Raw genomic sequence first — 16702 nt, 5'->3', positions numbered from 1 at the left:
ACACCAGTATGGCCGTGTAACCTGCAAGATAAATGCGCAGTCGACAACCGTTTTGCAGGAGAGGACCGCTGCCTATTTCCTCCGGCCGCGGTTGTTGGCATAGCGATTGCTAATTTGTCATTAATTGGGCTGCCTTCGGGACGGCTGATCCGCCACAACAGGAGGTGCATGACAATTTATGAATAAAACCTGGCAAGGCTATAACTCCAGCTTGTTTTATGACGAGCTGCTAACCAGTTCAGGAAATCCAAGAACTGCCGCACGGGCTATGATCAATTTTCTGCAGCGCCTGCCAGAGGAGGAGATTAATGAGCGACGCTCTGCCGCAGAGCTGGCGATCCGGGATATGGGCATCTCTTTCACGGTTTACACAGAGGGTGGCAATATTGATCGAAACTGGCCATTCGACATTATCCCCCGGACCATCACGGCAAAGGAGTGGTCGAAGGTCAGTCTTGGCTTGCAACAGCGCACCCGTGCCCTCAACTGTTTTATCGATGATATTTATAATAAACAGCGCATCCTCGCCGACCAGCTGATGCCGGCAGATATTGTCCTGGAATCCACCAACTACAAACCTCAGTGCAGAGGAGTTTCGCCTCGTTATGGCGCATGGGCCCACATTTGTGGCTCCGATCTGGTGCGCAACAGCAACGGAAAATTCTATGTACTGGAGGACAATCTGCGGGTGCCCTCCGGTGTGTCCTACATGCTCGAAAACAGGGAGATAACCAAACGTGTTTTGCCGGAGCTGTTTGAAAACTACAGTATCCAGCCGGTCGACGACTATCCGTCAAAACTCTATCAAACACTCGCTTCACTCTCTCCCCGCGAAACCCGAAAGCCATGCATTGCCGTGCTGACGCCCGGTATCTATAACTCCGCCTATTTTGAACATGCATTTCTTGCCCAAAGTATGGGCGCTGAACTGGTAGAGGGTAGCGATCTGCACACCGGTGACGACGACTGTGTGTATATGCGCACCGTGGACGGGCCGGTAAAAGTGGACGTGGTCTATCGACGCATAGATGAAGATTTTATTGACCCGGAGGCGTTCCGCAAGGACTCCATGTTAGGGGTTCCCGGCATCATGCGGGCCTGGAAGGCGGGAAATGTTGCCATTGCCAACGCGCCGGGAAGCGGCGTAGCGGACGACAAGGTGATTTACGCCTATGTACCCGAAATGATTCGCTATTACCTCAAACAGGAGCCTTTGATCGATAGCGTAAAAACCTATCTTTGCATGATCGAAAAAGACCGTGAGTATGTGCTGGCCAATCTCGACAAGCTGGTGGTAAAGCCCGCCAATGAATCCGGTGGTTACGGCATCATGGTTGGCCCCCATGCCAGCGTCCAGACGCGCAGGGAGTTTGCCGCGCTGATTGAAAATAATCCACGCAACTATATTGCCCAGCCCACCCTGTCATTATCGACTGCGCCGACCTATATCGACCACACGGTAGAACCGCGCCACCTGGATCTGCGCCCCTTTATCCTGCAGGGCAAAGATACCTGGGTCACACCGGGCGGACTGACAAGAGTCGCCATGACAAAAGGCTCTCTCGTGGTCAACTCCTCTCAGGGTGGCGGCAGCAAAGACACCTGGATTGTGGAGGGGAACTGATGACGATGCTGTCCCGCGTTGCCGAACGACTCTACTGGATGGCCCGCTATCTGGAGCGCGCAGAGAACACGGCCAGACTGACCAATGCCTATACTCACCTGATAATGGACCTGCCGCGTGACACCCAGGTTGGCTGGGAGGTGCTCATCCAAATGCTGGATGCAGAGCCTGTTTATACAAAGCGGTATCGGGTCTTTAACGAGCAGAACGTTCTCCGCTTCCTGATTGCGGACCAGGAAAACGCTTCGAGCATCAGCAATTCGGTAAGGGCGGCTCGGGAGAATGTCCGCACCACCCGCGATGTACTGCCCGAAGAGACCTGGGAGCATGTCAATGAACTGTTCATCTACACGCAGGAGACGGCAGAAAAGTCGATTGGTCGACGTCACCGCTACGAATTTCTGGAACAGATTATTTCCCGCTGCCAGATGGTCAATGGCCTGCTGATGACCACCCTCTTCCGGGAGCACTCACACCGCTTTATAAAATTGGGGCACCTGCTGGAACGAGCCGATATGAGCACTCGCATTATCGACGTGGGTGCAGGCGCCATTTTGGGCAGAGCAGAAACCAATCAGGCGATCGACCCCCTGCTGTGGGGCAGCATGCTTAAATCGCTTTCGGCGATGAGCGCCTATCGCCACAAAATTGGCCCCCTGGTGGAACCAAATGCTGTGGTCAACTTTATTTTCAAGGAAGCCAGGCTACCGCGTACCGTTTACTTTTGCCTGACAGGAATCCTTGAAGAACTGCAGCCACTGAGCAACAATGGCGACGCGATTCAGATAGTGGAATCGGCACTGCAAAAGCTGACCCGGTTTGATGCGGAAAACATGACCCTGCCGCAACTGCACCAATTTATCGATCAGCTGCAAATATCACTCAATCAACTTGACGATGCCATCAATACAGCCTGGTTTTTGCCCATGCAATCATGAAGAAGTTTTTCTGCCACTGTGGCAATCAGGTTTTTTTCGAAAGTCGCCAATGCCTCTACTGCAAAACCAACCTGGGTTTCGACCCCGGCAATATGGAAATGCGGACGCTGACCGCTGTGCATGGCCATTTTTTCGAGGCCAGCGATCAGCAGTTGTTCCGCTTCTGTAGCAACGAAACGGAATTTGGTGTCTGTAATTGGCTTATCTCCAAAGAAAGTGACCACTCACTTTGTACGGCTTGTCAATTCAACCGCACTATCCCCAATCAGAGCCAGCCCGAGAACAAGGCTCGCTGGTTGCGACTGGAACAGGGCAAAAAGCGCCTGTTTTTCACCTTGATACAACTGGGCTTACCTTTTGAAAATGGTTGGTCGGAACCCGAGCGTGGCCTGCTACTGGATTTTATTGAAGATGGCCGTACACAGCCGCTTTTTGCAGAGACTTTTGTCACCACCGGCTATCTCGGCGGGGTCATTACGATCAACGTGATGGAAGCGGACGACATCGCCCGAGTGACCGTCAAATCCGAAATGAAGGAATCCTATCGCACCGTACTTGGACACCTGCGCCATGAATCCGGACATTATTACTGGTCAAGACTCAATCCGGATGACGACATGAAACAGGCCTTCAGAAACGTCTTTGGTGATGAACGCCGGGATTACCGCAGCGCACTGGATGACTACTACAGGCATGGACCGGCGCCAGACTGGGCCGAGCATTTCATCAGCAGTTATGCCAGTGCCCACCCCTCTGAAGACTGGGCTGAAAGCTGGGGGCATTACCTGCACATCTATGATGCACTGGAAACCGCCGCAGCTCACGGCGTAATCAATCACGGACCCTCAGCCATGGATATGCAAACGCGCATTGATATTTGGCGACAGCTAAGCATCACCCTGAATGAACTCAACCGGAGTGTCGGCCGGCAAGATGCCTATCCTTTTATCATCAATCACCAGGTGGAGAACAAACTGGTATTTGTGGACCAGGTTATAAGTCAGCTCCAAACACTTGGCTCAACGACGGCAACTCACTAAAAGCCTTGCGTATATTTTCATCCCAGCTCTGACGCAACATCACCAGGTAGGGATCATTCTCCTCAAACTTATAATACTTATTGGGATTGCTCAGGCTGTCTGCCTCGTAGTAAAGCAGCTCGATGGGCGGCCCCACAGTGGCGTTACTGCGCATCGTTGAATCCAGCGACACCAGGGCACAGCGCATGGCCGTCTCGTGGGGTGTTTCGGGACGGACAATCCGGTCCAGTATCGGCTTGCCATATTTGGTTTCACCGATCTGCAAAAACGGATACTGTTCCGAGGAGGTAATGTGGTTGCCCTCGGGATATATCATGTAAAGCTCGGTATCCACTCCCTTGATTTGTCCACCCAGAATAAAGGTTGCCTCGGCGTTGAAACCGGCCTTCATCCCATTCTGCTTGTATTTGCTTTGCTCCCTGACGCTCAGCTCACCAATATAATCAGCCACTTCAGACAGATAGCAGGCCTTGCGCAAATTAAAGTCGGCATCTTCTTTGAGATCCCGCTCAATCTGGGCCATCACTGCCTGACTGGTGGCCAGATTACCGGCGGACATCATCATCATCTGACGATCGCCGTGGATAGAAAAGCGGTGCAACTTGCTGTAAGTGCTGACCCTGTCCGGGCCAGCATTGGTGCGTGAATCAGAACAGAAAACCAGTCCTTCATTCAATCTTATCGAAACGCAATACGTCATATCGCTAAAAACCAATTCATGTCAATGCAGTGGGGGTCTAACCGGGAGACCGGAAAGAATAAAGGCTCCGATCCGTAAAAGCTATCAGCTTTTCCCTAACCGGAACCACCTTGGCTAGCCATTTGAGCGATCAAAAATCCCCTGTTCGCCAGCGCCCTGCTCCCGGCAAACACGGTTCAGCAGGGCCTCAAATGTTTCACCTGTCGTGGTACAGCGCCAGGTTTGATCAAGGTGATCCAGATGAAACCCACCGGACCTGGCCGCCAGCCATATCTGGGACATCGTCGGCTGCCGGGAAATAATCACTTTGGAGTTTTCTGCCTCGATGGTGAGTGTCAGCACGCCGCCGGCGCTCTCATAATCAATATCCAGGCCACTGTCTTCAATAGCATCCTCAACCGACAGCATCAGCTCGTCTGCCAGCTGGGTGAACTCAATTTCAGTCATAGGGTAGAACTCTTGGAGGCATTACTGAACTCATTGAAGAGTATACGCGATTGAGTGTTTAGGGTGACAGCCGCTATACTCGCAGGAATTCCCGGAATCAGAATACAGGCTTCCCCACATGCAACGTTTTTTTGCACTGATACTGCTCAGCGCGGTTTTTATCGGCTTGTCCGCCTGCGGCAACAAAGGCCCTCTATATCTTCCACCCGAACCGGTGCAACAGTCACCTGCGGAACAACAAAGCCAACCTGCGGAAGAGGAAGAGGCCCAGCCTTCGGACACCGACGCATAATTCACCAAGGGTTGCGGCCAACCATGAAACATTTTGATTACCGAGACGGCAGGTTGTGTATCGAAGGCGTTGCGCTGGACACCATTGCCGAGCGCTACGGTACGCCGACTTACGTCTATAGCCGGGCGGCGCTCACAGAACATTTTATGGCTTATCAGGACGCACTGGCCGGCAGACGTCACCTGATTTGCTACGCAGTGAAAGCCAATTCCAACCTGGCTGTATTAAATGTATTGGCCCAGCTGGGTGCAGGATTCGACATTGTCTCGGTTGGTGAGCTGGAGCGCGTTCTGGCAGCAGGTGGAGATCCCGCGAAAGTCATTTTTTCCGGCGTGGGCAAACAGCCATCAGAGATGGCCCGGGCATTACAGGTCGGAATCCACTGTTTCAACGTTGAATCGGAAGCCGAGCTTGCGGTACTCAATCGGGTGGCAGGTGAATCCGGCAAGAAAGCGAACATTTCCCTGCGGGTCAACCCTGACGTGGATGCAAAAACCCATCCCTATATTTCCACCGGCCTGCGCGACAACAAATTTGGCATTGATATCAACCAGGCGCTGGATGTCTACCTGGTCGCCAGCGAAATGCCCCACTTGACCATTACCGGCATTGACTGCCACATCGGCTCCCAATTGACCGAGATCGCACCTTTTATCGATGCGCTGAATCGGGTACTGAAGCTGGTAGAACAACTGTCTGCCAACGGTATCGAGCTGGAACACCTGGATCTGGGGGGCGGACTCGGCGTGTGTTACCAGAACGAACAGCCGCCTCATCCGTCGGAATACATCGCGGCCATTCGACAGCAGCTCGACCAATCGCCGATGACGCTGGTGCTCGAGCCCGGCCGATCAATAGCGGCAAACGCTGGCATCCTGCTAACCCGGGTGGAATACCTGAAGCCAGGGAAAGACAAAAACTTTGCCATTGTCGATGCAGCCATGAACGACATGATCCGGCCGGCACTTTACGAGGCATGGATGGCCATCGAACCGGCATCGCCCCATGCCGGTACGCCCCGGCGCTGGGACATTGTCGGTCCAGTGTGCGAAACCGGAGACTTCCTGGGAAAAAATCGATTGCTGGCACTTGAGCAGGGAGACCTGCTGTGCGTTTATTCAGCCGGAGCTTATGGATTTACCATGAGCTCAAACTACAACAGCCGGGGCCGTGCGGCGGAAATCATGGTGGATGGCAACCGGGCCCATCAGGTCAGGGCTCGGGAAACAGTTGAAGACCTCATTCGCGGAGAGACCCTGCTACCCACCTGAACCCACAGCGACACTGAACGCCCCTGGGGACAAATTTTTAACAAAGACAACTGCGCTATGCTGTTACGTTTTACCAAAATGCACGGATTGGGTAATGATTTCGTCGTCATTGACGGGGTCTCTCAGGCTATAACCATGACTCCGGCGCTAGGCCGCAAGCTGGCGGACCGCCACTTTGGTATTGGCTGCGATCAAATCCTGGTGGTAGAGCCCCCCAGCCGCCATGATGTGGATTTTCGCTACCGAATTTTCAATCAGGATGGCAACGAAGTTGAGCAATGTGGCAACGGTGCTCGCTGTTTTGCCAAATTTGTCCGGGACAGGCACCTCACCGGGAAAAGCACGCTGCGGGTGGAAACCGCGACAGACATTATCACGCTGCGGGTTAAAACCAACAACCTGATCGAAGTAAATATGGGCGTGCCGATTCTGACCCCGCCAGATATTCCGTTTGTTGCCGACGGAAGAGCTATCAGCTACTCCTTATCAGTGGATGACAAAACGCTGCCGATCAGTGCAGTATCGATGGGCAATCCCCATGCTGTCCTCACCGTCGCCGACGTACAAACGGCACCGGTTGACACTCTGGGACCGGCGATCGAGGGCCACCATCGGTTCCCCCAAAGGGTCAACGTGGGCTTTATGCAGGTTATAAACCGCCAGGAGATCAACCTGCGGGTTTTTGAACGGGGCGTCGGCGAGACACTGGCCTGTGGCAGCGGGGCCTGTGCCGCCGTAGTGGCAGGCCACTTGCAAGACCTGCTAGACTCGTCCGTAACCGTCAACCTCCCGGGCGGCAGTCTCCAGATCGAGTGGCCAGGCGAGAATCAGCCGGTAATCATGTCCGGACCGGCCACCACCGTTTTTCATGGACGGATAAAAATATGAGTACAGAGCAAAAAAAACCGCATACCGAAGAATTGCTGACCCCCGCCCAGATTAAAACCTATCTGGAAACAAACCCGTGTTTTTTTGAAGATCACCCCGATTTACTTGAAGTCATTGAGCTGCCCCACGACAGCGGGCCAGCCATCTCATTGATTGAACGGCAAGTAGCCGTTTTACGGGAACGCAACCTCGAAATGCGACAGCGGCTCAATGCCATGCTGGATTCCGCAAAAATCAATGACAAGCTCTTCGAGAAAACCAAACGGCTCATCCTGACTCTTCTGGAAGCAGAGGACCTGGCAACCATTGTCAACGCCACCGCCAACAGTCTCAGTACAGACTTCCAGGTTCAGTTCCATAGCATGCTACTGTTTGGTGACGATCAGATATCTGAACTGAATTCCCATGTGCGAATGGTCAACATTGAACAGGCCAATAGTCATATCGGGACACTGCTGCGCACCAACCGGGCTATCTGTGGAGTTCTGGGCAGTGACGAACTGGCTTTCCTGTTTGGCAATGACGCTAAAAATGTGGGTTCTGTGGCTGCTGTACCCCTGACCCACGGCTCTGTGTTCGGCGTGCTGGCCATCGGCCATACTGACCCAAACTACTACCGAAGCAGTATGGGAACACTGTTCCTCAGCTATATTGCAGAGGTCCTTAATCGTATTATTCCCCGCCTGCTACCCTAGCTGAGGGGCCGTGCCGATGCCGCCTGACTCCGCTGATCATCATCCACTCCAGCAATTTGAACAGCACTTGCGCAGCGAACGCAGGCTTTCCGCCCATACCATCAAAGGCTATCTTCGCGACCTGCACAAACTGGACGACTGGTGTGCAAAGCAATCCCTGTCGTTGCTACAACTGGACGGCCAGCATATTCGCACCTGCCTGACCACTCTTCATCGCAAAGGACTGGGCGGACGCAGTCTCGACCGCTGGCTCGCGTCACTGAGGACTTTTTTTAACTATGCCCTCAAACAACAGTGGCTGAAAGCCAATCCGGCGATTGCCATCAGTGCACCAAAATCCGCGAAAAAACTCCCGAAAACCCTCGACACAGACCAGGTGGCGCGCTATTTGGCTTTCTCGGCGGAAAGCTGGATCGACTGCAGGGATCTGGCTATCGTCGAACTGTTCTATTCTTCCGGCCTGCGGCTATCGGAACTAACGGCCCTGAACCTGGGGGATATCGATCTGAATGATCAACTGGTGACGGTTACCGGCAAGGGGAACAAATCGCGGCAACTGCCCGTGGGCAGCCATGCAATCAGGGCCCTGAAAGCCTGGCTAACAAGGCGCCGTGAATTTGCCAACGACGACACGCGGGCGATATTCGTTAGCCGCCAGGGCAAACGCATTTCTTGCCGCGCCATTCAGGAACGGCTCAGGCTGATCGGTCTCAAGCAAAATATGGACGGGAAAATACACCCCCACATGCTGCGCCACTCATTTGCGAGCCATCTGCTGGAGTCCAGTGGCGACCTGCGCGCTGTTCAGGAGCTGCTGGGCCATGCCAATTTATCCACGACTCAGGTTTACACCCATCTGGACTTCCAGCACCTTGCCAGGATTTATGATCAGTCTCATCCTCGCGCCCAAAAAAAGTGAGCGGCTACTGAGGCTATCCGGTTGCAGGTATTCATTGCCTGCCCTACTTTATGTCATGGTTTCTCAACATACATCAACGGAGTTTTATTGTGCGCAACGTCCTATTGTTACCTTTACTGTTTCTGTCCCTGTCCTGCCAGGCCCATGATGAAACTGACCGAAGGCTGATTTCCACCAATGGCTACGGTGAAGTTACCGTCCCTGCTGATACCGCCATCCTTGATTTGAGCGTCCGGGCCACCCGCAAATCCGGCCAGGAAGCCAAGCGCGATGTGGATGACCGAGTAAATGCCTTTATCGATCAACTCAAAGCCATGTCTATCTCACAGGATGACCTGGTGGCCTCATCCATCCGCATTTACCCTCGCTACGAACACACCAACAGCAATCGGTTGTTCAGTGGTTATGAAGCGATCCGCCAGCTCACTGTCACGTTAAAGGATATGACACAACTCACCGAAGTGATGGACCAGGCGCTAGCCCAACGGCTGGAGGGTATTGATAACGTACGTTACGAAAACAGCGAAATGCCCAAACACATACAGGCAGCTCATCTGCTGGCAATCTCGGACTCAAAGAGCAAAGCTGAGGCGCTTGCAAAAGCCTACGGTGCAGAGCTTGGACCTGTCGTGCGAATCGATTACCACCGCAACACGCCCCCCTCTGGCGACATGATGAAGGCGTCAGGGATGGAGACGATGATGGTACGCAGCAGCGCTGCTAGACCGGGAACCTATCTACCCGATGAAATCACCTACAGCGATAATATTCAGGTGAGCTTTGACCTGATCATCAGCCCCTGAGCCGATAAAAGATCCGATAGAGACGTGATCAAACTGACAACCTGTCGACTCTGTTCAAAAGAGAAGAGCGCGATGGGACGGGAAAATTAGGGGTTGCCGGGCGTTCAGCCCGGCCAGCCATCTAAATTGCGTCGCTACCGGTTTCTCCGGTACGAATACGAATCACTTCTTCCAACGTGGAAATAAAGATTTTTCCATCGCCGATTTTACCGGTTTGAGCAGACTTGGTAATCGCCTCAACCACAACGTCGACGTGGTTGTCATCAAGCGCAATTTCCAGTTTTACCTTGGGCAGGAAATCCACTACGTATTCCGCACCACGATAGAGTTCAGTGTGGCCTTTCTGGCGCCCAAAACCTTTTACCTCAGTGACAGTAATACCCTGAACGCCGACCTCAGCAAGCGCCTCTCTGACATCGTCCAGTTTGAAGGGTTTTACAATAGCTGTAATAAGCTTCATAGATTTACCTTGTACATTTTATTTAGAACGAACAATTGACGGCAAAAGATACACCTTCCCATCAATAATTGCACCCCGGTTACCCGGTTTTCAGATCAAACATAAAAACAGGGGGCCAGTCATCTCGACCGGCCCCCTGAGAGTGGGAAGAGAGATCAGCTTTTAGTGAACTCGGGATAGGCTTCAATGCCACACTCGGACACATCAACACCCTCGTATTCTGCCTGTTCACTGACGCGGATACCCATGGCGACCTTGATAATACCCCAGACAATCAGGCTCATCACAAAGACCCAAAGGAAAATCACCACGATGCCATAGATCTGAGAGCCCCATGAGGCGTCGCTATTGGTGAATGGCACAGCCAGGACACCCCAGATACCTACCACACCATGAACAGAGATGGCCCCTACGGGATCATCAATTTTCATTTTGTCCAGGCCGACGATGGAAAACACCACAATGATACCGCCGATGGCCCCGATCAATGTTGCCACCACAGGACTCGGTGCCAGAGGACCGGCAGTAATGGCGACCAGACCAGCCAGGGCACCGTTCAGCGCCATGGTGAGATCCGCTTTACCAAACAGGATGTGACCCAGCAACAGGGCAGCGATCAAACCACCGCAAGCTGAGGCATTGGTGTTGACGAAGACACTGGCCACGTTATTGGCGGAACTGACATCTGAAACAACCAGCTCAGAGCCACCGTTGAAGCCGAACCAACCCATCCAGAGGATGAAGGTACCCAGTGTTGCCAGAGGCATATTGGCACCCGGAATAGCGTTGATCTGTCCGTTGGCACCGTACTTCCCCTTGCGGGCTCCGAGCAGCAACACACCCGCCAGGGCAGCGGCAGCACCGGCCATGTGGACAATACCGGAGCCGGCATAATCGGAGTAACCGGCTTCGCTAAGGAAACCGCCACCCCAGGTCCACATTCCCTGGATCGGATAGATCACACCCGTCATGACCACGGCAAAAATCAGGAAGGCCCAGAGCTTCATCCGCTCTGCAACAGCACCGGATACGATCGACATCGCGGTTGCCACAAATACCACCTGGAAGAAGAAGTCCGATGCGCCGGAGTAATACGTGTCTCCGTCGCTGGCCAGCACCTCTTCGAGAGAAGCATTTGCAATACTGTTACCGAACCAGCCATCGGGCAGGAAACCGCCCGCGCTGCCGCCATACATGATGGTATAACCCACAAACAGATACATGGTGCAGGCAACGGCAAACAGTGCGACGTTTTTGGTAAGAATTTCAGTGGTGTTTTTGGCGCGAACCAGGCCGGCCTCCAACATGGCAAAACCTGCCGCCATCCACATCACGAACGCGCCAGCGATCAGAAAATAAAATGTATCGAGCGCGTATTTAACTTCAATAATTTCAGGACTCATTGTCGTAGTCTCCCGTGTCTTAAACTGCTTCTACACCGGTTTCACCGGTGCGAATTCGAATGACTTCCTGTAAATCCGAAATGAAGATTTTGCCATCACCAATCTTGCCGGTATGAGCGGCAGAGGTAATCGCTTCGATAGCGCCGTCCACCATTTCATCCGCAAGGGCCAATTCCAGTTTTACCTTGGGCAAAAAATCCACCACATATTCAGCACCACGGTACAGTTCTGTGTGGCCTTTTTGTCGGCCAAACCCTTTTACCTCGGTCACCGTCACGCCCTGAACACCGATGGCGGCAAGCGCTTCTCGCACGTCATCCAGTTTGAAGGGCTTGACAACTGCTGTAATCATTTTCATTGCATTGCTCCTCAGAGATAGTGGCACCCGACATGCCGGGTGCCACCGTTCAATTACATGCTTTTGCTAATGGAAAACAACAACGTGCTGTCACACCAGGACGTATCGAAGCACTCTTCATCGTCCAGCGTGGTATCAACCCAGCTCAGTGCAAAATCCAGTCCCTGCCAGGACTTGCCGAGGGTGATGGAGTAGTCGGTGTACTTATCTTCACCATCGGTCAGGAAAGCTTCTTCGCCATCCTTGCCACTGTCAGTACTTTTATTTTCAAACTTGTTGTAGCCCGCATGGAATCCCAATGAAAACCCGTGGGGCAGCTCGAAACCGTAGTCCGCGTAGAGATACCAGAATTCACCGGTTTCCAGCCAATAATCGTCAGAGTACGCGAAACCCAGTGTGCCGCCCTTGTAGGACAGGCTACCGTAGAGTTCCTGGTAGTCGAGATCACGATTACCGGTCAGAGGAAATGCAGTTGCATCGGAACCGGGGTAATCATAGTAAATATAACCGACGTCATAGCTAACCTCTTCAGTGAGATCGCCACCGTAACCAAAGTAGTAATCCAGCTCGAGCCCAGCATCAGAGCTGTCCGGATCATTGAAATCCACCTGGGAACCCCAGGTACCCACATACAGTCCGTTATCAAACGCGACATCAAAACCACCCTGTATGGCAATTTCAGTGTCATTCTGTGAAATCCCACGGAATCTGTAATCCGAAGCGATTGTGACGTTGGCAGAGACCTCGTAGGCCTGCGCAACATTGGAAGCCAAGGGGAAGGTCAGCGCCATAGAGGTAACGACCAGAGACTTTTTAAATGCGTTCATATGCTTCTCCAAAATATAAACAACAGCGAAAAATTAAACATGCAATCACGGTTTGTAATTGGTACATCAGCACTTAATGCATTTGGCATGCCAACCTTCAAAAAGCAGTAATTGAACTCCTGTAAAGCGGGCACCAACCTCTCAATGCACCTTTTTTGTGCACAAATGGACTCACCAAATCTGTCATCGCACCAAAAAACTTCGCTGGAAGCCCCACTGCTTACTGCTGCCCGGAAGCAACCGTCACTAAAGTGCTCTGTACATACAGAGTGATCTCCTTAAAATAGATCACCACTTATTCGGAGCGGCCCATCAATGCGACCTAACGAGTTCATCAACCAGTTTTTGCACCAACTCAACAATGTCATTACCCCGGGCGCAGAGGCCCTGGGTAGCGACATGCAACAGAAGCTGCGAACGGCTGCACAGGCTGCTTTCGACAAGCTGGAGCTGGTGACCCGGGACGAGTTCGATGCGCAGCAGGCTGTCCTGAAGCGCAGCCGGGAAAAGCTGGAACAACTCGAGCAACAGCTCGCCAGGCTTGAAGCACAATTGGAGAATCGGCAAGACTGAACGGTCCCGGCCGCCCTAATACAAAGGAAGCACCATCTGATCGACATGCCAGCCAAGGAGGGCATCCATGTCACTTGCCATCGTCCATACCCGCGCCAAATACGGCATCGATGCCCCCGCCGTGACCGTGGAGGTTCATCTGTCCAACGGGCTCCCCGGGCTGTCAATTGTCGGCATGCCGGAAACTGCAGTGAAGGAAAGCAAGGACCGGGTTCGCAGTGCCCTGCTGAACACTCACTTCGATTTCCCCGCACGACGTATCACGATTAATCTGGCCCCCGCCGATCTGCCCAAGGAAGGGGGTCGTTTCGATTTGGCAATTGCGCTGGGGGTACTGGCCGCGTCGGCACAAATCCCCGCAGACCGGCTCGACCAATACGAAGTCATCGGTGAACTGGCGCTGTCGGGAGGTTTGCGCCCAGTGGAGGGGGTACTGCCAACCTCACTGGCCTGCGGAAAGTCGGGCAGATCTCTGATCTTGCCTGCCATGAACGCGGAGGAAGCGGCCCTGAGTAGCAAGACCCGCGTTATCGCCGCCACCCATCTGCTCGAAGTCTGTGCACACCTGAACGGCAATCAGCCGATTGAGCCCCTTTCCTGCCGCACCGGGGCAAGCGCTACTGAAACGGAGGGAGATATGGCCGATATTATCGGTCAGCACCAAGCCAAACGGGCACTGGAAATCGCTGCTGCCGGCGGGCACAACCTGCTTTTCAGCGGCCCTCCGGGAACCGGCAAAACCATGTTGGCCAGCCGGCTCACCAGTATATTGCCACCGTTGCAGGAGCGGGAGATGCTCGAGGTGGCCGCCATTCATTCAGTCGCAGGTCGCGGCTTGCGGGATACGCTTTACAATCCGCCTTTTCGCTCGCCCCACCATACGGCGTCGGCTACGGCACTGGTGGGTGGTGGCAGTGTGCCCAGGCCGGGGGAAATCTCCCTCGCCCATCACGGCGTATTGTTTCTGGATGAATTGCCTGAATTTCCCCGGCGGGTCCTCGAAGTACTGCGCGAACCACTGGAATCCGGTGAAATCATGATTTCACGGGTTCAGGCCCAGACGCGCTTTCCGGCGGCATTCCAACTGGTTGCAGCCATGAACCCCTGCCCCTGCGGCTACCAGGGCAGCCAACGCTGTCGCTGTACCCCCGACCAGATACGCCGCTATTCCGATCGCATCTCCGGGCCATTGCTGGATCGTATCGATTTACAGATTGAAGTCCCGCCCCTGCCGGGCGACCGGCTGGTTGAAGGAAAAACCGATGGCGACTGCAGCACGGATATCCGCAACAGGGTCATGGCAGCCCGCCAGCGCCAGCTGACCCGGGCTGGAACAATCAATGCCCGCCTCTCCAGCCGGGAAGTGGCTGCTTTTTGCGCACTTGACCCGTCACAAAAAACCCTGCTCAATCAAGCTGTAGCGCAACTCGGTTTATCACCCAGAGCATTTCATCGTATATTGAAAGTGACACGGACCATTGCAGACCTCGACAACAGTGCCGCTATCACCATGGCTCACCTCACTGAAGCCCTCGGCTACAGGCTCAGACTGAGTCATTGATTTGCCATCGACAAACGACTGCCACAAAAATGACCTCTGGGCGGTGGTATACTGGCAAGACTTAACCAAGGAGCAATACATGGCGGAAAAACCGGACAGAACAGTTTCCAGTGTGATTGATGAACTGGATAACCTCATCGCCGAAATTCCCCGATTAAACGATGCATCCGTCGAGAAAATAGACTCACGGATACGCTCAATCATTGGCAAGGCATCCCAGGGGCTGTCTCCTGTTCAGTTATTGCTGGCCTACACAGACTGGCTGGCCCACCTGTCTATTTCTCCCGCCAGACGTGTGAGATTATTGCAGAATTTCTCTGAGAAGCTGCTGCGACTATCCACGTTTACCGCCCGGGCCATCACCGAAAAAAGCGAGAATCCACCCCCCAAAAAATACCCTTATTTCATGAATGATCTCTGGAAAAAGGTCCCTTTCAGTGTCATGGCCAAGGGCCACAGCATGGCGGTGGAATGGCTGAAGGAAGCGGATACGGATCTGCCGGGTATGGGGCCATTCAGCAAGGAACTGGTGGACTTCATTAATGGCCACGCCCTGGAGGTCATCTCACCGACCAATTTGCCGCAAACCAACCCCGAGGTTCTCAAGACCACCTGGGAAAACAAAGGCCGGAATTTGCTGGAGGGCATCGGCAATCTGCAACGGGACATTCAAAAGAAACTGCTCAGGGATAACCGGCCTGAGATGGGTGATTTCAAGGTGGGGGAAAATCTGGCCATTACCCCGGGTCAGGTCATCTACCAGAACAATCTGATCGAACTGATTCAATACAGTCCCACCACGAAAACCGTGGCCAGGGAGCCGGTATTAATCGTCCCCGCCTGGATCATGAAATATTACATCCTCGATCTGGTGCCGGAAAAATCACTGGTCAATTATCTGGTTGCCCAGGGGAAAACCGTGTTCATGATTTCCTGGAAAAATCCCGATAAAGATGATCGCGAACTGGATATTGATGATTACATCAAATCCGGTATTTTGGACGCATTGGATGCCGTCAAAACGGTGGTCCCAAAGACCAAAATCAATGCTACCGGCTATTGTATTGGTGGAACCCTGCTGGCAATGGCTGCAGCTTACCTGGCCAGAGAGCAGGATGACATCCTCAACAGTATCACTCTGCTGGCGGCCCAAACGGACTTCACCGAGCCCGGCGAAATCAAGCTGTTCCTGGGTGCCAGCCAGCTGGCTTTTCTCGACAGTATGATGTGGACCGACGGCTATCTGGAAGCCGCCAACATGGGCGGCGCCTTCAAGGCGCTGCGCACCCAGGAACTGGTCTGGAACCCGGCGGTGGAACGCTACTATCTGGGCCGCGAGACGAAACCCGTCGCCTTGATGGCCTGGAATGCCGATGGCACCCGAATGCCTGCGGCCATGCACAGCCGCTATCTGCACGAACTGTTTGTTGAAAACCGGTTGGCCAGCTGCAAATTTCTGGTGGAGGGCAAACCTGTCGCAATCCAGGATATTCGCGCACCTTTCTTTGTGGTGGGCACCTCCGCCGACCATGTGGCACCGTGGAAATCCGTCTATAAAATCCACCATATGGCCCGCTCGGATATCACCTTCCTGCTCACCAGTGGCGGCCACAATGCCGGCATCGTATCCGGCCCGGAGCATCCCCACCGCCGCTACCAGATCAAGTCACAGGATCCCATGGCACCCTATATTGACCCGGACAGCTGGGTGGAGTCGGTAGAGAGCCACCCCGGCTCCTGGTGGCCGGCCTGGAATCTCTGGCTGGATGATCAATCCTCCGAGCAGGTTGCCCCGCCAACCATGGGTGCCGAAGGCACGGATTACGAGGTGCTATGGCCCGCCCCCGGTAAATACGTTTTTGGTTGACCCGGCCGGGCAGCAGTGGACGACAGCTATTCACTT

Annotated in this window: 18 protein-coding genes; 12 read left to right on the top strand and 6 right to left on the bottom strand. The window is 53.6% G+C overall.

Annotated features, from left to right (window positions below):
* Nucleotides 1-178: 178 nt before the first annotated feature.
* From QZ516_RS05805 to QZ516_RS05795, 3 genes are read left to right on the top strand one after another with little or no spacing between them, the layout of a single operon-like run.
* Nucleotides 179-1624, top strand: coding sequence for a circularly permuted type 2 ATP-grasp protein (locus tag QZ516_RS05805; RefSeq protein WP_297187483.1), 1446 nt, complete (start codon nt 179-181; stop codon nt 1622-1624).
* On the top strand, nt 1624-2562 hold the full coding sequence (locus tag QZ516_RS05800) for an alpha-E domain-containing protein (RefSeq protein ID WP_297187481.1): 939 nt from the start codon (nt 1624-1626) through the stop codon (nt 2560-2562). The genes QZ516_RS05805 and QZ516_RS05800 overlap by 1 nt, the downstream gene beginning before the upstream one ends.
* Nucleotides 2559-3602: a putative zinc-binding metallopeptidase gene (locus QZ516_RS05795; protein WP_297187480.1), complete on the top strand. Its 1044-nt coding sequence runs from the start codon at nt 2559-2561 to the stop codon at nt 3600-3602. Before QZ516_RS05800 ends, QZ516_RS05795 begins: the two co-directional genes overlap by 4 nt.
* On the opposite strand, the gene QZ516_RS05790 is transcribed toward QZ516_RS05795, so the two are convergent.
* Together QZ516_RS05790 and cyaY are read right to left on the bottom strand one after the other, a co-directional pair.
* The gene (locus QZ516_RS05790) at nt 3556-4302 is read right to left on the bottom strand and encodes a proteasome-type protease (RefSeq protein WP_297187478.1); all 747 of its coding nucleotides are present in this window, start codon (nt 4300-4302) and stop codon (nt 3556-3558) included. The two genes, QZ516_RS05795 and QZ516_RS05790, sit on opposite strands and share 47 nt — an antisense overlap.
* 114 nt (nt 4303-4416) lie before the next feature.
* Nucleotides 4417-4749 carry an iron donor protein CyaY gene (gene cyaY, locus QZ516_RS05785; RefSeq protein ID WP_297187476.1) on the bottom strand — a complete coding sequence of 111 codons (333 nt, stop codon included), beginning with the start codon at nt 4747-4749 and terminating at the stop codon, nt 4417-4419.
* 118 nt (nt 4750-4867) lie between these two features.
* Between cyaY and QZ516_RS05780 the strand changes: the two genes are divergently transcribed.
* From QZ516_RS05780 to QZ516_RS05755, 6 genes are all read left to right on the top strand, one after another.
* Entirely contained in the window at nt 4868-5041 is a 174-nt protein-coding gene (locus QZ516_RS05780; RefSeq protein WP_297187474.1) for a lipoprotein, read from the top strand.
* A gap of 23 nt (nt 5042-5064) precedes the next feature.
* Nucleotides 5065-6312 carry a diaminopimelate decarboxylase gene (gene lysA, locus QZ516_RS05775; RefSeq protein WP_297187472.1) on the top strand — a complete coding sequence of 416 codons (1248 nt, stop codon included), beginning with the start codon at nt 5065-5067 and terminating at the stop codon, nt 6310-6312.
* 57 nt (nt 6313-6369) lie between these two features.
* Nucleotides 6370-7200: a diaminopimelate epimerase gene (gene dapF, locus QZ516_RS05770; protein ID WP_297187470.1), complete on the top strand. Its 831-nt coding sequence runs from the start codon at nt 6370-6372 to the stop codon at nt 7198-7200.
* Nucleotides 7197-7895, top strand: a complete 699-nt coding sequence (locus QZ516_RS05765) for a DUF484 family protein (RefSeq protein ID WP_297187468.1) — start codon at nt 7197-7199, stop codon at nt 7893-7895. Before dapF ends, QZ516_RS05765 begins: the two co-directional genes overlap by 4 nt.
* A 16-nt stretch (nt 7896-7911) precedes the next feature.
* A complete protein-coding gene (gene xerC, locus QZ516_RS05760; RefSeq protein WP_297187466.1) occupies nt 7912-8814 on the top strand; it encodes a tyrosine recombinase XerC in 903 nt (300 codons plus the stop codon).
* An 89-nt stretch (nt 8815-8903) separates the two neighbouring features.
* A complete protein-coding gene (locus QZ516_RS05755; RefSeq protein WP_297187465.1) occupies nt 8904-9617 on the top strand; it encodes an SIMPL domain-containing protein in 714 nt (237 codons plus the stop codon).
* Between the two features lie 121 nt (nt 9618-9738).
* Here QZ516_RS05755 and glnK read toward each other — a convergent pair whose 3' ends face one another.
* The 4 genes from glnK to QZ516_RS05735 all read right to left on the bottom strand — a co-directional run bounded on the left by glnK (nt 9739) and on the right by QZ516_RS05735 (nt 12665).
* Nucleotides 9739-10077 carry a P-II family nitrogen regulator gene (glnK, locus tag QZ516_RS05750; RefSeq protein ID WP_036858461.1) on the bottom strand — a complete coding sequence of 113 codons (339 nt, stop codon included), beginning with the start codon at nt 10075-10077 and terminating at the stop codon, nt 9739-9741.
* A 155-nt stretch (nt 10078-10232) separates the two neighbouring features.
* On the bottom strand, nt 10233-11480 hold the full coding sequence (locus QZ516_RS05745; RefSeq protein ID WP_036858462.1) for an ammonium transporter: 1248 nt from the start codon (nt 11478-11480) through the stop codon (nt 10233-10235).
* Nucleotides 11481-11499: 19 nt separating this feature from the next.
* Nucleotides 11500-11838, bottom strand: coding sequence for a P-II family nitrogen regulator (locus tag QZ516_RS05740; protein WP_036858463.1), 339 nt, complete (start codon nt 11836-11838; stop codon nt 11500-11502).
* A gap of 53 nt (nt 11839-11891) precedes the next feature.
* Nucleotides 11892-12665 (bottom strand): TorF family putative porin, encoded by a 774-nt coding sequence (locus tag QZ516_RS05735; protein WP_297187464.1) that lies wholly within the window; start codon nt 12663-12665, stop codon nt 11892-11894.
* Nucleotides 12666-12980: 315 nt separating this feature from the next.
* On the opposite strand from QZ516_RS05735, the gene QZ516_RS05730 reads away from it, so the two are divergent.
* The 3 genes from QZ516_RS05730 to QZ516_RS05720 all read left to right on the top strand — a co-directional run bounded on the left by QZ516_RS05730 (nt 12981) and on the right by QZ516_RS05720 (nt 16666).
* On the top strand, nt 12981-13238 hold the full coding sequence (locus QZ516_RS05730) for an accessory factor UbiK family protein (RefSeq protein ID WP_297187463.1): 258 nt from the start codon (nt 12981-12983) through the stop codon (nt 13236-13238).
* A 67-nt stretch (nt 13239-13305) separates the two neighbouring features.
* Nucleotides 13306-14799: a YifB family Mg chelatase-like AAA ATPase gene (locus tag QZ516_RS05725; RefSeq protein WP_297187462.1), complete on the top strand. Its 1494-nt coding sequence runs from the start codon at nt 13306-13308 to the stop codon at nt 14797-14799.
* Between the two features lie 79 nt (nt 14800-14878).
* Nucleotides 14879-16666 (top strand): alpha/beta fold hydrolase, encoded by a 1788-nt coding sequence (locus QZ516_RS05720; protein ID WP_297187460.1) that lies wholly within the window; start codon nt 14879-14881, stop codon nt 16664-16666.
* The last annotated feature ends 36 nt before the right edge of the window (nt 16667-16702 follow it).

Source organism: uncultured Porticoccus sp. (genome assembly GCF_913061305.1).
In the GTDB taxonomy this organism is placed as follows: Bacteria; Pseudomonadota; Gammaproteobacteria; order Pseudomonadales; family Porticoccaceae; genus Porticoccus.
Note: the sequence above shows the minus strand (reverse complement) of the source record. Positions and strands in the feature narration are given on the sequence as shown.